Below are 16697 nucleotides of genomic sequence, written 5' to 3' on the forward strand. Positions count from 1 at the left end.
GCTCTCCTAGACGGCGAACGGGTACTCCCGCAGCAGCTCCATCGCGCGCTGCCCGCGTTCGCCCAAAAAAAAGTCATGCACGAACGGATGCTGGAACGCAATCACGTCCCTGGGGGGTCCGTTCACGATCACCCGCTTGTCGGCCAACACCGCGATTCGCGTCGACAGCTCGAACAGGGTGTCGAGGTCGTGGGTCACCATCACCACCGTCAGCGCCAGGTCGCGGTGCAGCGAGCGCAGCAGCGCGACGAACCCGTCGGAGCTCTCGGGATCGAGCCCGGCGGTGGGCTCATCCAGCAGCAGCAGCGGCGGATCCATGATGAGCGCGCGCGCCAGGGCCACCCGCTTGATCATGCCGCCGGACAGATCGGCCGGCATCTTCGCGCCGTCCTCCGGCTGCAGGCCGACCATCTGCAGCTTCACCATGGCGGCCTCGTGCACCAGCGAGCGCGGCAGGGTCCGCAGCTCGCGCAGCGGGAAGGCGATGTTCTCCAGGACGCTGAACGCCGAGAACAGGGCGCCGTGCTGGAACAGCATGCCGATCCGCGCCGCGGCGCCACGCTGCTCGAGGGAATCGATCGGCTGGCCCATGACCCGGATCTCGCCGGCCGCGGGCCGCTCCAGGCCGAGGATCTGGCGCAGGAGCACGGTCTTGCCGGTGCCCGAGCCCCCCACCAGCGAGACGACCTCGCCGCGCGCGACGCTGAAGTCCAGCCGCTCGTGCACCACGAACTGCCGCCCCGGCAGGTCGAACACGGTGCGCAGCCCGCGGATGTCCACCATCGGCTGCGGCGGTGCCGGCAGGCTGGCGGTGATGCCCGGCGCGGCCATCAGAACCCGACCTCCTGGAAGGCGACCGCGAACAGCGCATCGACCAGGATCACCACGGTGATCGACGTGACGACCGACGCCGTCGTGCCTTCGCCCAGGCTCTGCGTGTTCGGCTGCACGCCCAGGCCGTAGTGACAGCCGATCAGCGCGATCAGCAACCCGAAGGCGATCGACTTGGCGGTGGCCAGCACCAGGTTGCCGATCTGGACCGCCTCGGGCAGCGCCCGCAGGAAGAAGGTGGGCGTGATGTCCAGGGACACGTCGGCAGCCACCATCCCGCCGGCGAGCGCGCAGAAGGTGGTCCAGATGCTGATGAGCGGCATCGCCAGCGCGAGGGCCAGCGCCCGCGGCAGCACCAGCCGGAAGCTGTGCGAGATGCCCATCACGCTCATCGCGTCGAGCTCGTCGGTGACCCGCATCACGCCGATCTGCGCCGTGATGGAGGAGCCCGAGCGCCCCGCCACCAGGATCGCGGCCAGCATCGGCCCGAGCTCGCGGATCAGCGCCACGCCCAGGATGTTGACGATGTACGCGTCGGCGCCGAACTGGCGCAGCTGCCGCGCCGTGAGGTAGGCCAGCACCACCCCGATCAGGAAGCCGACCAGCGCCGTGATGGGCAGCGCGGTGGCGCCCACGTGGTAGAGGTGGCCGGACAGGTCGCGCCAGGGGCCCTCGTGCGGCGCCCGGGCCAGGCGCACGATGTTCAGCGCCAGCTGGCCGACCAGCCGGACGAAGTCGCGCAGCGCATGGAGCCCATGCAGCACCGCATCGCCCAGGGCGACGAAGGCCTCCCGGCCGGTGCGGCGGCGGCGCGCGGGCAGCTCGCGCGTGAAGCGCTCGACGCGCTCCAGCACGGCCTGCTGCGCCGGCAGCAGCGCAAGGCGCGCCGGCCTGCGGCGGCCCCAGTGGTCCCAGAGCAGCTGCGCTCCCACATGGTCGAGCTGCTCGGCCTCGCGCAAGTCCCACTCGGCGTCGACTCCGACGGCCCGCAGCCGGGAGCCGAGCTCGGTGACCAGGCGCGGGCGGGCGAACTGCGCCGCGGTCCACTGGCCCAGAAGCCTGGCGCGCGCGCCGCCTTCGGCTGGCAGTTGTTCGAGGCGGGGCGTCGTGGTGTCCGGCATGCAGGCGGGGTGGGAAGGCGCCATCCTACCGGCGCCGACGGCGGCCTGCAGGCTCAGAACCCCTTGCGCAGGCTCTCGCGCAGGTGGTCGACCAGGCATTGCACCGCCCGCGGCACCTGCGGCGACCAGGGGCGGATCGCGAAGATCCGCTCGCCGAAGAAGCCGCGCGGCCGCCATTGCGGCAGCACCCGAACCAGCTGGCGCGGACCGAGGTGCGCGGCCGCGCTGAAGTCGGGCAGCAGCCCGATGCCCAGGCCGCCGAGCACCGCTTCGCGCAGCGCCTCGCTGTTGTTGGCCCGCAGCGGCCCGTGCACCGGCACGATGACGGGGTCACCCCGGCGCGACTCGCGCTCGAACGACCAGCTCTGTCCGCCCGGGCCGCGCAGGTAGAGCAGGCATTGGTGCCGCGCCAGCTCGCCCGGGTGCGCCGGCGCGCCGTGCCGGCGCAGGTACGCGGGGCTGGCCACCAGCACCGACGCGGTCTCGCACAGGGTCCAGGCCACGTGCGTGTCCGGCGGCTCATGGCTGTGGCGGACGGCCAGGTCGAAGCCTTCCTGGGCGAGGTTGACGAAACGATCGCTCAGATCCAGCTCGATGCGGATCTCCGGATAGCGCAACAGGAAAGGCGCCAGTGTCGGCACCACGTGCTGGCGTCCCAGCGCGACCGGGGCCGTGACGCGCACCACCCCGCGCGGGTGGCCCGCCAGGTCGCGCACGCCGGCGAAGCTCAGGGCGATCCGCTCGAACGACGCGCCGGTCTCGTCGACCAGCTGCTGCCCTGCCTCGGTCAGGCCCACCGAGCGCGTGGTGCGACGCACCAGCGGCAGGCCGGCGGCACGCTCGAGGTCGGCGATCCGCATGCTGACCGACGCCTTGGAGATGCCCAGGCGCCGCGCCGCCTGCGTGTAGCTGCGGGTCTGGGCCAGCACCGTGAGCAGGTGCAGGTCGGCGAAGGACGGGGCGTCGGGCACCGTGGCCGGGATGGAATCGTTCATTTCGCTGAACAATGTAGTCAGCGTCTGGCGCTTTGCAAAGCAGGGGCCGCCACCTAGACTGGCGGACCTTCCCCGCAACGAGCCCCACCGATGAACGCACCCGATCCCACCCGCAGCGCCGCCCTGGCCTCGATCGACCACTGGATCGACGGCAAGGTGGTCCCCGGCCAGAGCGGCCGCACTGCCGATGTGTTCAACCCTGCCACCGGCAGCGTGACCGGCAAGGTGGCGCTGGCCAGCGCCACCGAGGTGGCGCGCGCGGTCGCCTCCGCGCAGGCGGCCTTTCCCGCCTGGGCCGACACCCCGCCGATCCGCCGGGCGCGGGTGATGTTCAAGTTCCTCGAGCTGCTGAACCGGCACAAGGACGACCTCGCCCGCGCCATCACGGCCGAGCACGGCAAGGTGTTCACCGATGCGCAGGGCGAGGTCACGCGGGGGATCGACATCGTCGAGTTCGCCTGCGGCATCCCGCAGCTGCTCAAGGGCGACTACACCGACCAGGTGTCCACCGGCATCGACAACTGGACGATGCGCCAGCCCCTGGGCGTGGTCGCCGGCATCACGCCGTTCAACTTCCCGGTGATGGTGCCGATGTGGATGTACCCGGTCGCCATCGCGGCCGGCAACAGCTTCATCCTCAAGCCGAGCCCGCTCGACCCGACGCCATCGCTGATGATGGCGCGCCTCCTGCAGGAAGCCGGCCTGCCCGACGGCGTGTTCAACGTCGTCCAGGGCGACAAGGACGCCGTCGACGCCCTGCTGGAGCATCCGGACGTGAAGGCCGTGTCCTTCGTCGGCTCCACGCCGATCGCGCAGAAGATCTACGAGACCGGCGCCCGCCACGGCAAGCGCGTGCAGGCACTGGGCGGCGCGAAGAACCACATGGTGGTGATGCCCGACGCCGACCTGGAGCAGGCCGTCGATGCGCTGATCGGCTCGGCGTTCGGCTCGGCCGGCGAACGCTGCATGGCCATTTCGGTGGGCGTGCTGGTGGGCAGCGCGGCGGACCGCATCATCCCGATGCTCGCCGAACGCACCCGGCAGCTCAAGGTGAAGAACGGCAGCGAGCTCGATGCCGAGATGGGTCCGATCGTCAGCAGCGTGGCGCAGCAGCGCATCGCCGGCTACATCGGCACCGGGCAGCAGGAGGGCGCGCAGCTGGTGGTCGACGGCCGCTCGTTCAAGGGCGCGATGGCGGGGGCGGGCTGCGACAACGGCTTCTGGATCGGCGGCTCGCTGTTCGACAACGTCACGGCCGACATGAAGATCTACCGGGAAGAGATCTTCGGCCCGGTGCTGGGCTGCGTGCGGGTGAAGGACCTGAAGGAAGCGGTCGACCTGATCAACGCGCACGAGTACGGCAACGGCGTCTCCTGCTTCACCCGCGACGGCCACGTGGCGCGCGAATTCTCCCGGCGCGTGCAGGTGGGCATGGTCGGCATCAACGTGCCGATCCCGGTGCCGATGGCGTGGCACGGCTTCGGCGGCTGGAAGAAGAGCCTGTTCGGCGACATGCACGCCTACGGCGAGGAGGGCGTGCGGTTCTACACCAAGCAGAAGTCGATCATGCAGCGCTGGCCGGAGAGCATCGGCAAGGGCGCCGAGTTCGTGATGCCCACGGCCAGGTAGGCCCGCCGCATCGGCCGCGGAGGGCGCCCGGCCGCAGGGGCGCTGCATGCACCGGCCACGCGGCGCACCGGCGCGGCGCGGCACCGCCGATGCCCCCGGAAGACAACGAGAATGCGGATGCATCGGAGGAGACAAGCGTGAGCGACACGACGTTCGACTACGTCATCATCGGCGCCGGCACCGCCGGCTGCCTGCTGGCCAACCGGCTCTCGGCCGACCCGTCCCGTCGCGTGCTGCTAATCGAGGCGGGGCGGCGCGACGACTACCACTGGATCCACATCCCGGTGGGCTACCTCTACTGCATCGGCAACCCGCGCACCGACTGGCTGTTCCACACCGAGCCGGACGAAGGCCTCAACGGCCGCAAGCTGCGCTATCCGCGCGGCAAGACGCTGGGCGGCAGCTCCAGCATCAACGGCATGATCTACATGCGCGGCCAGGCGCGGGACTACGACCACTGGGCCGAACTGACCGGCGACGACAGCTGGCGGTGGGCGCAGTGCCTGCCCGACTTCCGCAAGCACGAGGACTACTACAAGGGCGCCGACGAGATGCACGGCGCCGGTGGCGAGTGGCGGGTGGAACGGCAGCGCCTTCGCTGGGACATCCTCGACGCCTTCGCGCAGGCCGCGCAGCAGGCCGGCATCCCGCACACCGAGGACTTCAACCGCGGCAGCAACGAGGGCGTGGGCTACTTCCAGGTGAACCAGAAGAACGGCTGGCGCTGGAACACGGCCAAGGCCTTCCTGCGGCCGATCTGCTACGGCCGGCCCAACTTCGAGATGTGGACGCATGCGCACGTGAAGCAGCTGCGTCTCGACACGCTGCCGGATGGCACGACGCGCTGCACCGGCGCCGAGGTCTGGACCGGCGATGCACTGGTCCACGTGCACGCCGCGCAACAGGTGCTGCTGTGTGCCGGCAGCATCGGTTCACCGCAGCTGCTGCAGTTGTCCGGGATCGGGCCGGCCCCCTTGCTGCAGCAGCATGGCATCGCGGTGGTGCAGGACCTGCCGGGCGTCGGCGCCAACCTGCAGGACCACCTGCAGATCCGCGCGGTGTTCAAGGTGCAGGGCGTGGAGACGCTCAACACCCTGGCCAACAGCTGGTACGGCAAGGCCCGCATCGGCCTGCAGTACCTGCTCACGCGCAGTGGCCCGATGAGCATGGCGCCCTCGCAACTCGGCGCCTTCACCCGCAGCACGCCCGACCAGCCCTGGCCCAACGTCGAGTACCACGTGCAGCCGCTCAGCCTGGATGCCTTCGGCGAGCCACTGCATCCCTTCAACGCCTTCACCGCCAGCGTCTGCAACCTCAATCCGACCAGCCGCGGCTTCGTGCGCATCCGCAGCCCGCGCTTCGAGGATGCACCGGCGATCTCGCCCAACTACCTCAGCACGCCGGAGGACCGCCAGGTCGCGGCGGACTCGCTGCGGCTCACCCGCCGCATCGTGGCCCAGCCCGCGCTGGCGCGCTACCAGCCGCAGGAGTGGCGGCCGGGCGTGCAGTACCAGACGGACGAGGAACTGGCACGGCTGGCCGGCGACATCGCCACCACCATCTTCCATCCGGTCGGCACCACCCGGATGGGGCGCGACGGCGATCCGATGGCGGTGCTCGATTCGCAGTTGCGGGTGCGCGGCGTCGCCGGCCTGCGCGTGGTCGATGCGGGCGCGATGCCCACCATCACCAGCGGCAACACCAATTCGCCGACGCTGATGATGGCGGAGAAGGCCGCGGCCTGGGTGCTGCGCGAGGCAGAGGCTAGAAGCGCCGGCTGAGCTGCAGCGTCACGTCGCGGATCGACAGCGGCGGCTGCCACACGGTGCCGTACAGCGCGCCGCGCTGGTACACGGGGACCACCTCGCTGCGGTCTTGCGACAGCCGCGCCCATTCGAGTCCGATCGACCAGGGCGACGCCGAGGGCATGGCGACGAGGCGGAGGGCGACCTGTCGCTTGCGTGCGCCTTCGAAGCTGGAACGGTCGTAGAGCCCGTGGTAGTCCACATGCAGCCGGTGCAGCACGCTGACGCGGACATCGGCTTCCGCATGGGCGCGCCATCCGGCCGCTGGCGCCACATCGGGGCTGTGCCAGCGCAGGCCGGCGAGCAGCGCGGAGGATGTCTCGTCCAGGCCGCCTGCGGTGGGAGTGCCGAGGATCAATCGCCGGTTGCCCAGCCAGCCGGCCGTGAGCCAGGCCTCGCCCCAGGGACGCGGGGCGTGCGGGCGCCAGAGCAGCTCGGCCGCGGCTTCGGCCTGACGGGTGGTGGTGGACAGCGGCTGGCCGAGCTGGGTGCGCCCGTCGTAGTCGAGATCGCCCCCCGCGAACAGCAGCGAGGCGGCGATTGCGCCGCCGCCGGGCAGGGCCCGCTGCGCCCGCAGCTGCGCGCCGGGCATCGGCCCGCGCTCGGTCAGCAGCGTGCCCCCGGCAACCGAGCGCTCGTGCAGCAAACGGTGCGTCAGGCCGAGGGTCCCGGTCCACTCGATGGCGGCAGACTGCGCGCGAGCGGCGACCGGCAGGCACGCGATGCAAAGTGCGCCGGCGGCGGCGGCTCTGGCGGCCCCGTTCAAGACCGTGCGCCCGTTGCCACGGTGGCCGCGATGGCCATCGCGCGGATGGGTTGGCCGGGCGGATGCATGCGGACGGTGTGGCCCGCCGGCGCGTGGGCGTGCGACCGCGGCAGGGCCATCGGGTTCTGGGTGGGACGGTTCATGACCCCGGCGACTCTAGCGCACGCGCGCACCGGTGGGTGGCAGCGGCGCGGTGCGCGCCGCCTGCGCCACCCGGACCCGTGCGCCCGGGTAACTCCCGATGCACTGCGCCGGTGCAGCTTCTACAGTGCTTGCACTCGCAGCGAACCCACGTGGTTTGCGCAAAGGGCGAGGGACCGAGGAGACGAACAGAACACCGACGACTCGACCAAGATCTTGTTGCTGCACCACGATGCATTCCCAGGCGCCGGTCACCCCGGCGCCTTTTTATTGGTGCTTCGCTGCAGCTGATGAGGCACGCCGTCGCCGCAGGCACAATGCGGGCCGATGGAGTTGTTCTGGTTGGCGTCGGCCTCGCTTCTGGCCGGTTTCGTGGATGCGATCGTCGGAGGCGGCGGACTGGTGCTGGTGCCGGCGCTGTTCGCTGCGCTCCCGACCACCCATCCCGCCACGCTGTTCGGGATCAACAAGAGCGCATCGGTTTGGGGCACGGCCATCGCCACGCTGCAATACAGCCGCCGCGTCCGGATCGCGTGGCCCGTGATGCTGCCTGCGGCCTTCGCCGGTCTGGTGGGCGCCTTCGCCGGAGCCTGGGCGGTCACCGTCGTCTCGCCGACCTTCCTGCGCAAGCTGCTGCCGGTGGTGCTGGTGGGGGTGCTTGCCTACACGCTGGCCAAGAAGAAGCTCGGCCATGAGCACGCGCCGCGTCTGTCAGGCCGCCGCGAGACGCTGGCGGCGGCCGCGATCGGCCTGCTGCTGGGCTTCTACGACGGGTTCTTCGGGCCGGGCACCGGGAGCTTCCTGGTGTTCCTGTTCGTGCGCGGCCTGGGCTACGACTTCCTGCACGCCTCCGCTTCCGCCAAGCTCGTCAACACGGCGACCAACATCGCGGCGCTGGCGCTGTTCGCCATGAAGGGCCACGTCTGGTGGCATTACGCCCTGGCCCTTGCGGTTGCCAATGTCACGGGAAGCCTGGTGGGGACGCGGCTCGCACTGCGGCACGGCGCCGGGTTCGTGCGGGGCGTTTTCCTGCTCGTGGTGACCGCCCTGATCTGCAAGACGAGCTACGACGCCTTCCTGCGCTAGCGCGCACGCGCGCCGGCGAGCTTCGATAATCGCGTGATGGACGACATCGTGCGCCAGGCGATCGCGAAGTGGCCGAACGTGCCCGACTGCTACGGCTGGCTCGGGCTGGACGCGCGGGGCCAGTGGTACATGCGCGACGATCCGACGCAAGCGGCCGGCCCGTTCCCGCAGGCACGCGGTTCGCTGCTGCGGCACGACAAGCTGATCGAGTTCATCCACCGCAACTACGAGCGCGACGCGCAGGGCCGCTGGTTCTTCCAGAACGGTCCGCAACGGGTGTTCGTGGAGTTGGAGGCGGCGCCGCTGGTCCTGCGCGTGGGGCCCGAAGCCGAGGTGACGGCACACACCGGGCAGGCGCTCGCCGTGCAATCCACCTGGATCGACGAGACCGGACGTCTCTACGCGGCCACGCCTCTGGGCCTCGGGCTGGTGCACTCGCTGGACATGCACGCGGCCGCCGAGCTGGTCGACCAGGGACGGTGGCAGCCGCAGGAGGTCGCCGCCGCCGACCTGCCCACGCGGTTCGGCCACGTGCTCAGCCCGGCCGCCCAGAACGCCCGCCCTTCACGCTGAGCCAAAGAAAAAGCCGGTCGGGGACCGGCTTCGTTCCTGGTGGGGGCCACGCTCACTTGGCGGCGTTCACCATGTACTCGACCGCCGCGCGGACGTCGGCGTCGGGCGCCGCACTGCCGCCCTTGGGCGGCATCGCGCCCTTGCCCTTGAGCGCCGACTGCACCAGGGTCGGCAGGCCTTGCGCGATGCGCGGCGTCCAGGCGGCCTTGTCGCCGAACTTGGGAGCGCCTGCCACACCGGCGGCATGGCAGGCCATGCAGGCCTGCTTGTAGAGAGCTTCGCCAGCACCGGAACCGGCCGCGGCAGCGGGGGCCACCGCAGGCGTCCCGGTCGCAGCGGTCTGCGTGGCGGCCGGGGCAGCAATGGGCGCGGGCGCTGCCGCCGCAGCAGGCGCCTCTGCGGGAGCGGGGGCGGCAGGCGCCTGGCCGGCGGCACCGGCGTTGGCCTGGGCGGCAGCGCCCTGGGGACGCTGCGGCTCCGCGAACTTGCCACCGGCCGCGTTGGCCATGTAGGCCACGGCACGGGCGATCTCGACGTCCTCGAAGTCACCGCCGCCCTGCGGCGCCATTGCGCCCTTGCCCTTGAGCGCCGAGTTCACCAGGGACTCGAAGCCAGTCTGGATGCGAGCGGCCCAGGCTGCCGTGTCGCCGAGCTTGGGCGCACCGGCGACGCCGGCCGAGTGGCAGGTGGTGCACTGGGCCTTGAAGACTTCTTCGCCGCTCTTGAGCGGCCGGTTGGCGTCGCGGATCTCGACCGTGCCGACCTTGCGGATCCGCTCGGCGACGCCGCGCTCGAGGTCCTGGGCCGTCACGCCGCCGAGCGTGAAGCTCTCGACCTGGGTGGTGCCCGCCGGCTTGTTCTCGGACGACACGTAGGCCACGAGGCCCATGATGATCCCGACCGGGATCACGAAGGAGAAGAAGACCGCAAGGAGCAGCTGCTTGGGCGTCTTGATCGGACCGGTGTGGGCTTCTTCCTGCGTGTTGTCGCTCATGGCGTCCTCGGGTGATGCGCGGGGCTTGTCAAAACAACCTTCGATTATAGCCAGCGACCTCTTCCTCACCGGGGCAAACGACGGACCCGCGAACTCGGGTCCGGCTTGGGCGATAATGCGCGACCTTTCCCGTTGCGGCTGTAGCTCAGTGGATAGAGTATTGGCCTCCGAAGCCAAGGGTCGTGGGTTCGATCCCCGCCAGCCGCGCCACCTTCCATGTTCGCCACCGTTCGCGCCGGTGCGCCGAGACCTCCGGGTCTACTCCTAGCCGCTATAGAAATCGGCGATCTGCATTTGCGCCGGTGCGCCGTCGTTCGCCGACAGCCGCGTGCCCGGAGGGGTTGCGGAGGGGTTTCGGGCAAGCGTCAGGGGTTTCCGAAACCCTTGAGCCCGTGCTACCCCATGCTAAGACAGCACGGTCGTGGCTGCGGTCGCTCACCGCCCTCGTTATCTCGTAGTACTTTATTGGGGACGTCGAGACTCTTGCCAGTCTGAGTGTGCTAGGCCCGATTCGCCTAACGGTGTTTGTTCCCCGCCACCCGGAGCACATGCTGGGAAGCTGTACCTCTGGCCGCGGCAGCCCAGTTAGTTCTCGGCATAGCTCCGTTCAAGCAGCGTCGTGCTCGCTCCAAGTCTTTCACCGTACGTAGCTGAAGCTCAAGGTCGCCAGTCCCCCAGTGCCCGATCTGACGCATGTCGCGGCTGAAACCTTCTTCGAGCGCGACAGTGCTCGGGTCTAGCTTGAGCATCAATTGCAGTCGACTTGGGGTGGGAATTACGCAGGCGAAATTCTTCAGTCGACGGTAGGCTGTATAGAGCTTCAGGTGCTTCTCTTGCACGTCATCACCGAGCGATAAGATGAAGCTTGTCAGCTGTGCGTGGAGGTCACGAATTTCCGTTGTGGCCAGCTCCAGTTGTTCTGCCGGGGTCTTGTCCCGATATGGCGCCTTCGCACGAGTCGTCTCCGGACTGGTTCCCTGCTTAGCTAGCTGAACTGCTGTCGCATCAGGTACGCTTTGAGCATTCACTAGTTCAAGCAGAAGCAGATCTTCTCCGAAGAATTTGTAGCGCAGAAGCTCAACGTTCCGCGGAATCTGTTGGACAGCGTGCTCGTCGTAGCGCGTGAAGTCTGAGGCGATACAAAGTAGCCGAGTGCCACTCCACTCAATTCGTTCGGCCTCTTCCTTACCGAGCTTCTCCATCACGAGCCAGCGGAACTCAGCCTGGTGATCCATCAGCCAGTCGAGGTAGAAGAGCCCCTGGTTGATGACGTTTTCATTGCTGTGCCGTTTGTATTCGATGATCACCGGGCAGCGGTTCTCATCTAACCCAAGCGAGTCGATGCGGCCTTTGTGAGTCTTGCCAGTTGCGTACTCACTAGCCAAGAACCTGACGCCCAGGAAGGTTTCCATCTGCCGCTCGATAAGCGATTGAAGGTCTTTCTCGAGCGCCGCTGCTCGACTAGCAAGCTCAATTGCTCCATCGGCAGAGAGTCGGAACATTTGCAGATCGCTCATGAGTCCTCCGGTTCGTTCGAAACATCTTTGTGCGGCTGCAAAGTAAGGTTGGCATCTCCGCGGCTCGTTAGAGCTACTTCGACTCCTCCAACGCGCTTGCCACGCGAGGATCCTTGAGTAGCAGCTTGGCCACGGCCGTGGCCACGTTATCCTCGTAGCCTCCCCGGGACGCTTCCTGAAGCCGATCGACCATCCAGGAGTGATCGAACAGCATCCAGCCGCGCTTCTTGAACACGGCTGCAATCTTCGAGCGATCTCGTTCGGAGCGTATGTTCCCGGCCGCGAGACAGAGCGTGATCGATGCAGCTGGACGAACGGCTCCGGCAGCCACCAGCTGCCGCTTGATGCGGCCGAATACGACTTGCCGCAGCCCTGGCTCGGTGAACAGCTTGTAGCGGCCAGCTCCTTTGCCATCCTCGCAAAGGCTCTTGTAACTCACGCCAGCTGAGTCGAGGTAGGACTTGCACTCCACAACGAGCACCTCGTTGGTGTCCCCGCGGTAGGCCAGCAGGTCAACCTCCCATCTTGGGCTTGTCGGGCGGCCAATCTTCATCTTCTCAGCTGCGGTGAGCTCCGCCTTGTACGAGGACCGGACCCAATAGCCGTCTTCCTCCAGCATGCCTTTTATCAACTGCTCGAACGAATTCATGAGCCGCAGTTTGCACGACGGCCGGTTCTGGGGAAAACTGCTGAGCCGAAAGCACCCCGAAGTGACCTGGCGCAGCGTGGCGCTTGGTCAAAGGAGTTCGTCTTCCGCTCTCGCGCCAATGCGGCCGTGCATGCCGCCAGACGGTCGCGCCGATCACTCAGAGGTCGGGACATCTCCAGGTGGTATGTAGCCTAGTTCGATCGAGATCTCGCGAGCGTAGGCAAGCAACTTGTCCACCAGACTGTCGAACATGTCATATGTCACTTGAAGAATAGGCGGCGTGCCGGTAGCCGGAACGTTGAGTAGCAGGATAGCGCCGTCACTGTCGAGACTCAGCTCGTTCTTGATGAATTCCGTGTGCAAGTTGAGCGTCTCACCGGAAAAACCGGACTTGCTAAGAGCCTTTCTCGCGAACGCCTCGGCATCCGCTACCAGGCCGCGGGCATGCACGATGTGATGTCGCATTTGAGCAACCAGAAGCGCGACAACGAACAGATTGACGCGCAGCTGATTCTTTGACTCCACCTCCTTCAAACGGGGGAACTCGCTGTGAAACTGTTTGAGAACGGACTGAGGCAGATCGGTCTTCGCCCTTGCTCGCGTCAGGAACCATCGCCAATCCATTGACGCCGTAGCTTCAGTAGGAAGACCGTCACGATCCTTCGATGTCCAGCGCGCGGGTTCCCGGATGCCCATGAAGCTGTACGCGTACTTGAGGAACTCTTCGAAAAACTCGTAGACCTCCACCAAGAACCACTGACGTTGCCGATTTGTGTGTTTCCGCAAGGCCGCGACTCGGTCTGCCGTCGTTAATTCATGAAAGCCGTACAGAAGGCTCTTCCCGCTTCTCGCCGAACGAAACCGCACCGCTTGCATGCTCACCGGCCGATGCTCCCGGCCTTGGGTCTTCGAAGAACTTTCCATGTCCAACAAGGCCCGATACTCATTTTTGGCCGCCCCTTCACTGAGCCAACGGAAGCGCTGTACGTCGCGTACCTTATCCGTGTATGAAGTGAAGATTTCGTCTATGTTCACTGCTTGGACTCCATGCTCGCCGCTGAGAGGAAGCCGGCACCGGTAATTTATCCGAGGGGAGGAATGGGAGAGGGCTGGCGCAGGTGTTTGAATCGCCCCGCGAAAGTTGCCGATGCCGGCAAGATGACCGGAACTGGTCATCAACACTCCAGGTGCTGCCATAGCCCACTCCTTAGTGGCTCTCGACATCGGCTCCCGCATCACGGGGCGTCGTCGCAGGTCGCCGCGTTCCGTCGTGTAAGCTCCGCGGGTGAGCCGTGAGCCCCTAGTCATTGCAACTCTCGCACTGCGTACGTCCGAGCTTGCATTAGCCAGAGGACGCCCTCGTCAAGAATCTGGAAGAGGTTCGACCAAGACGTGGTCGGAAGGCACACTTCCAGTTGAACTCGTGTTCGTGGCGGCGACGCCTAGCGTGACGGCGTTCGCGTATTGGCTACTCGTTGTGCTTTCCGCGGCGGTACTAACATATTTGGTCGTGAAGCCGCTAGGGTGGTTTGCGGCTCAATCGATCGACGGCTATTTCTACGGCATCTGTGTGATCGCCACCCTATGCCTGATCTTGAGCCGCCCGAGTGCGCTCGGCCTACCCAATTTGAATGGCGGCGCCCTCGGAGCCGCGAGAATGCGATGGCCGGAATCGGGAGAACTAAGCGATTCAGAACGTGCAGCAGCGCAGTTCTATGTGAACCTCGCCGCCAGTGCTTCACAAAGACGGGTCGTCGCCTTGTGGTGGGTCACGGGCGCAACGTGGGCCCTTTCCGCCTACCTGTTCCAGAAAGGGTTTGAGGACAGAGATGGGAGCCTGCTCTCGTATGCGATGGCCCCCACTCTCGTCTCGCTCGTCATTGCGGGCCTCACTGCAGCTTACGCGCGATCAGTCAACCACGTCCACGCGCTAGCGCACGCTTTGCTCTTCCCTCCCCCCAAAACGCCGCATGCCAGTGCTGATGCTCGGAGACGGATTCGAAGTGGGTTGAGTCGGAAGCGGTGAACCTCGCCGAGAGGCACTTGTGAGTTGCCGCTGGTGACTGCTCCCGGCCGCAAGCTGCCAGGTTGTGGCTCGAGCAGTCGGCAGCTCCCGCTACAGTCGCGATGGTGACCGATACGATACGCATCAAGCACCGGCTATACGACCGGGCGCACGTCGCGCAGATCCTCGCTGGATACCGCACACTCTTCCCGAGTGGAGAGATTACGCCCGCCCTGCGTTCTTACTGGGGATGGGACAGGAAGCGCGCCTGGTCGCACCTGACCACAGACTTCCATGCTGCGACGCCAGACAAGCTGCTTGCACTGCATGAGACGTCCGTCAACATTGAGCGACAGTGCCGCGCCGGTGGGATGACTGCTACCGAAAAGGGGCGTCAGCTCGTAGCAGCGGCTGAAAGCGAAGGTGTCGGTTTCAGCGTGGGGGTCAATCCGTGGACAGACAACCTCCTGTTGCGGACCTTTGATCCTTCGGCCGCTCATCGCCGACTGGTTGTAGTTGTCGGCCACGACTGGTATCCGTTAGGAGCCGGAAAGGATCCGGAGTCGCCGATGCTGGATCAAGGCCTTCACTGGACTCCAAAGTACCAGGGGCCCTGTCCGGAGGCGTTCTTCAACTCGACGAAGAACAACCCCACCGTCTTCTTCATCAACCTCTTTCCAGATTTCCGCGCGCCGGGCAACACCAAGATCGGCGCGATCAAGGATGGCCTCCTGTCGTATGGGCAATGTGTCGAAGGGCTGCAGGAGGTGCTTAGGATCCTGGCGCCGAAGTTCGAGCGAACAAGTGTGATCTCTTGGGGGGGCGAAGCATGGCGCCATATGGCTCCGCTCGCGAAGCCGCAAACCAGGAAGGTCGGAGTGAAGAAGAACGCGCAAGCCTATCCAGGCAGGCTGCTCGAATTCGCCGGCCACGAGTACCTAGCGATGTCCCATCCGTCGATGCCGAATCAGGTGGCAGAGCACCTGCGCATCGGGTTCGCCGCACTAGGTCTCGGCCGACCGATGTTCGAAATCAGGCGCAAGTAGGGCTAGTGGCCAGAGGTCTGCTCCGTGCCCGGAACCGGGCGCTTCGGAGCGCCGGAGACCAGCTGACCAACGTGGCGGACGCGCGATCGGGTCTTTCTCTCACCCTTCGAGGGGTTTCCAGGGGGGTTTCGTTCGCGCCGTCAGAACGGAGACGCCAATCCACGAACATCCGCGGCCAATTTCTTGGCCCCGCCAGCCGCGCCACCTTTTCCGTCCGATGGTCCGCCGTGCGCTCGCCGCCAGAGCGCCTGCCGGGCCGGCCTCCTCGGTCCCCCTTCCTGCCAGGTTCGCCCAGGGCTCTCGGTGAGCGCTCTCTTGCGTTCTCGACCACGTGCCGCAGCGCTGCGGCCCGGTGACGAACGGCAGTGCAGCAGCGCTGCAAATGCAGCGGAAATCGTCCTGTTGCGCGCACCCCACCGCGGACGGGCCCAAGCTCCTCGAGCCGACCGTCGCGCTGGGCGAACCACCCCGCCGTTCGAATCACGAAGGCGCGTGCATCCCGGCTCTGCACGCGTGGCGCGCGTCGGTATCCAGCCCGCGTCGCGCGGTCCGCGCGTGCGCGGCGATGAACCAGTCTGAACAGAAGCTCACCGTCCGTTCCACACGCGAGAGACCGGGTCTGCGAACCGGCGCGTCGTGCCGAACACGCGCGTGGCCCCAGCCTCTCCGGGACAGCGGCTTCGCGCAGCGGCGCCGTGCCGCGCACTGAGCACTCATGGATCAGCGATCACGGCGCCAACACGGTTCAGGACGACGCCGCCTCAACTCGCTCGGCGCAGTTCAGTCGTCGGTGCAGGAAGAACGAGGAGGCGAGCCGGTCGATGCGATGCGACGCGTGCCAGGCCCGTTTGGATGGCTGCGCCGCCTTCGGGTCAGGGCGCCCCTGCGCGCGCGTGGCATGGGCGAAAGTGCGATGGACGCTCGATTCAGCGGCACCAAGCAAAACGCCCACCGAAGTGGGCGTTCTGAAATTTGGTTGCGCGGGCAAGATTTGAACTTGCGACCTTTGGGTTATGAGCCCAACGAGCTACCAGGCTGCTCCACCGCGCGTCAGAGAGGTGAGATTATAGATTAACTCGCGGCGCTTTCCGAGCCGGCCGCTGCAGTTTCTTCAACTTCAGGACGGTCGACCAGTTCGACGAGCGCCATGGGTGCGTTGTCGCCGACGCGGAAACCCATCTTCAAGATGCGGGTGTAGCCGCCCGGGCGCGCCTTGTAGCGCGGGCCCAGTTCGTTGAACAGCTTGGTGACCATGTCGCGGTCGCGCAGGCGGTCGAACGCCAGGCGCTTGTTGGCGAGCGTCGGCTCCTTGCCGAGCGTGATCATCGGCTCGACGACGCGACGCAGTTCCTTCGCCTTCGGCACGGTGGTCTTGATCACCTCGTGCTGCAGCAGCGAATTCATCATGTTGCGCAGCATGGCGAGGCGGTGCTCGCTGGTGCGATTCAGTTTACGGAGGCCGTGTCCGTGACGCATGTGCTTTCCTTTCCTTATTTCAGTCGGGCAGCCGTGTCAGGTACTGCCCGGTGCACAGGTTGA

Annotated in this window: 15 protein-coding genes and 2 tRNA genes; 6 read left to right on the forward strand and 11 right to left on the reverse strand. The window is 66.8% G+C overall.

The features are described 5' to 3' along the window. Positions 1 to 6: 6 nt before the first annotated feature. From VFE82_RS00930 to VFE82_RS00940, 3 genes are read right to left on the reverse strand one after another with little or no spacing between them, the layout of a single operon-like run. Positions 7 to 831: an ABC transporter ATP-binding protein gene (locus VFE82_RS00930; RefSeq protein WP_324998356.1), complete on the reverse strand. Its 825-nt coding sequence runs from the start codon at positions 829 to 831 to the stop codon at positions 7 to 9. Continuing rightward, positions 831 to 1952, reverse strand: coding sequence for an ABC transporter permease (locus tag VFE82_RS00935; RefSeq protein ID WP_324998357.1), 1122 nt, complete (start codon positions 1950 to 1952; stop codon positions 831 to 833). Before VFE82_RS00935 ends, VFE82_RS00930 begins: the two co-directional genes overlap by 1 nt. A 53-nt stretch (positions 1953 to 2005) precedes the next feature. Then, complete coding sequence (locus VFE82_RS00940; protein WP_324998358.1) at positions 2006 to 2947, reverse strand: LysR family transcriptional regulator; 942 nt, start codon at positions 2945 to 2947, stop codon at positions 2006 to 2008. A 90-nt stretch (positions 2948 to 3037) separates the two neighbouring features. Here VFE82_RS00940 and VFE82_RS00945 point away from each other — a divergent pair, with 90 nt between their 5' ends. Then, the gene (locus tag VFE82_RS00945; RefSeq protein ID WP_324998359.1) at positions 3038 to 4576 is read left to right on the forward strand and encodes a CoA-acylating methylmalonate-semialdehyde dehydrogenase; all 1539 of its coding nucleotides are present in this window, start codon (positions 3038 to 3040) and stop codon (positions 4574 to 4576) included. Between the two features lie 137 nt (positions 4577 to 4713). Next, a complete protein-coding gene (locus VFE82_RS00950) occupies positions 4714 to 6357 on the forward strand; it encodes a GMC family oxidoreductase (RefSeq protein ID WP_324998360.1) in 1644 nt (547 codons plus the stop codon). Here VFE82_RS00950 and VFE82_RS00955 read toward each other — a convergent pair. Together VFE82_RS00955 and VFE82_RS00960 are read right to left on the reverse strand one after the other, a co-directional pair. Further along, on the reverse strand, positions 6341 to 7147 hold the full coding sequence (locus VFE82_RS00955; RefSeq protein WP_324998361.1) for a hypothetical protein: 807 nt from the start codon (positions 7145 to 7147) through the stop codon (positions 6341 to 6343). The two genes, VFE82_RS00950 and VFE82_RS00955, sit on opposite strands and share 17 nt — an antisense overlap. Further along, the gene (locus tag VFE82_RS00960) at positions 7144 to 7290 is read right to left on the reverse strand and encodes a hypothetical protein (RefSeq protein ID WP_324998362.1); all 147 of its coding nucleotides are present in this window, start codon (positions 7288 to 7290) and stop codon (positions 7144 to 7146) included. The genes VFE82_RS00955 and VFE82_RS00960 overlap by 4 nt, the downstream gene beginning before the upstream one ends. 325 nt (positions 7291 to 7615) lie before the next feature. On the opposite strand from VFE82_RS00960, the gene VFE82_RS00965 reads away from it, so the two are divergent. Both VFE82_RS00965 and VFE82_RS00970 read left to right on the forward strand, forming a co-directional pair. Next, positions 7616 to 8374 (forward strand): sulfite exporter TauE/SafE family protein, encoded by a 759-nt coding sequence (locus tag VFE82_RS00965; RefSeq protein WP_324998363.1) that lies wholly within the window; start codon positions 7616 to 7618, stop codon positions 8372 to 8374. A 36-nt stretch (positions 8375 to 8410) separates the two neighbouring features. Next, positions 8411 to 8947 carry a DUF2946 family protein gene (locus tag VFE82_RS00970; RefSeq protein ID WP_324998364.1) on the forward strand — a complete coding sequence of 179 codons (537 nt, stop codon included), beginning with the start codon at positions 8411 to 8413 and terminating at the stop codon, positions 8945 to 8947. Between the two features lie 52 nt (positions 8948 to 8999). Here VFE82_RS00970 and VFE82_RS00975 read toward each other — a convergent pair whose 3' ends face one another. Further along, the gene (locus tag VFE82_RS00975) at positions 9000 to 9941 is read right to left on the reverse strand and encodes a c-type cytochrome (protein WP_324998365.1); all 942 of its coding nucleotides are present in this window, start codon (positions 9939 to 9941) and stop codon (positions 9000 to 9002) included. A 134-nt stretch (positions 9942 to 10075) separates the two neighbouring features. On the opposite strand from VFE82_RS00975, the gene VFE82_RS00980 reads away from it, so the two are divergent. After that, positions 10076 to 10151, forward strand: a tRNA-Arg gene (locus tag VFE82_RS00980). 305 nt (positions 10152 to 10456) lie between these two features. On the opposite strand, the gene VFE82_RS00985 is transcribed toward VFE82_RS00980, so the two are convergent. The 3 genes from VFE82_RS00985 to VFE82_RS00995 all read right to left on the reverse strand — a co-directional run bounded on the left by VFE82_RS00985 (position 10457) and on the right by VFE82_RS00995 (position 13304). Beyond that, complete coding sequence (locus VFE82_RS00985) at positions 10457 to 11458, reverse strand: DUF5655 domain-containing protein (protein WP_324998366.1); 1002 nt, start codon at positions 11456 to 11458, stop codon at positions 10457 to 10459. A 73-nt stretch (positions 11459 to 11531) separates the two neighbouring features. Then, positions 11532 to 12107 (reverse strand): hypothetical protein, encoded by a 576-nt coding sequence (locus VFE82_RS00990; RefSeq protein ID WP_324998367.1) that lies wholly within the window; start codon positions 12105 to 12107, stop codon positions 11532 to 11534. A 153-nt stretch (positions 12108 to 12260) separates the two neighbouring features. Continuing rightward, positions 12261 to 13304, reverse strand: a complete 1044-nt coding sequence (locus VFE82_RS00995) for a hypothetical protein (RefSeq protein WP_324998368.1) — start codon at positions 13302 to 13304, stop codon at positions 12261 to 12263. Positions 13305 to 14234: 930 nt separating this feature from the next. On the opposite strand from VFE82_RS00995, the gene VFE82_RS01000 reads away from it, so the two are divergent. Then, positions 14235 to 15158 (forward strand): hypothetical protein, encoded by a 924-nt coding sequence (locus VFE82_RS01000; protein ID WP_324998369.1) that lies wholly within the window; start codon positions 14235 to 14237, stop codon positions 15156 to 15158. A gap of 973 nt (positions 15159 to 16131) precedes the next feature. On the opposite strand, the gene VFE82_RS01005 is transcribed toward VFE82_RS01000, so the two are convergent. Together VFE82_RS01005 and rplQ are read right to left on the reverse strand one after the other, a co-directional pair. Then, positions 16132 to 16208 (reverse strand) — tRNA-Met (locus VFE82_RS01005). Positions 16209 to 16229: 21 nt separating this feature from the next. Then, a complete protein-coding gene (gene rplQ / locus VFE82_RS01010; RefSeq protein WP_324998370.1) occupies positions 16230 to 16634 on the reverse strand; it encodes a 50S ribosomal protein L17 in 405 nt (134 codons plus the stop codon). Between the last annotated feature and the right edge of the window lie 63 nt (positions 16635 to 16697).

The sequence above is a fragment of the Ramlibacter sp. genome, assembly GCF_035655895.1.
GTDB lineage: Bacteria > Pseudomonadota > Gammaproteobacteria > Burkholderiales > Burkholderiaceae_C > Ramlibacter.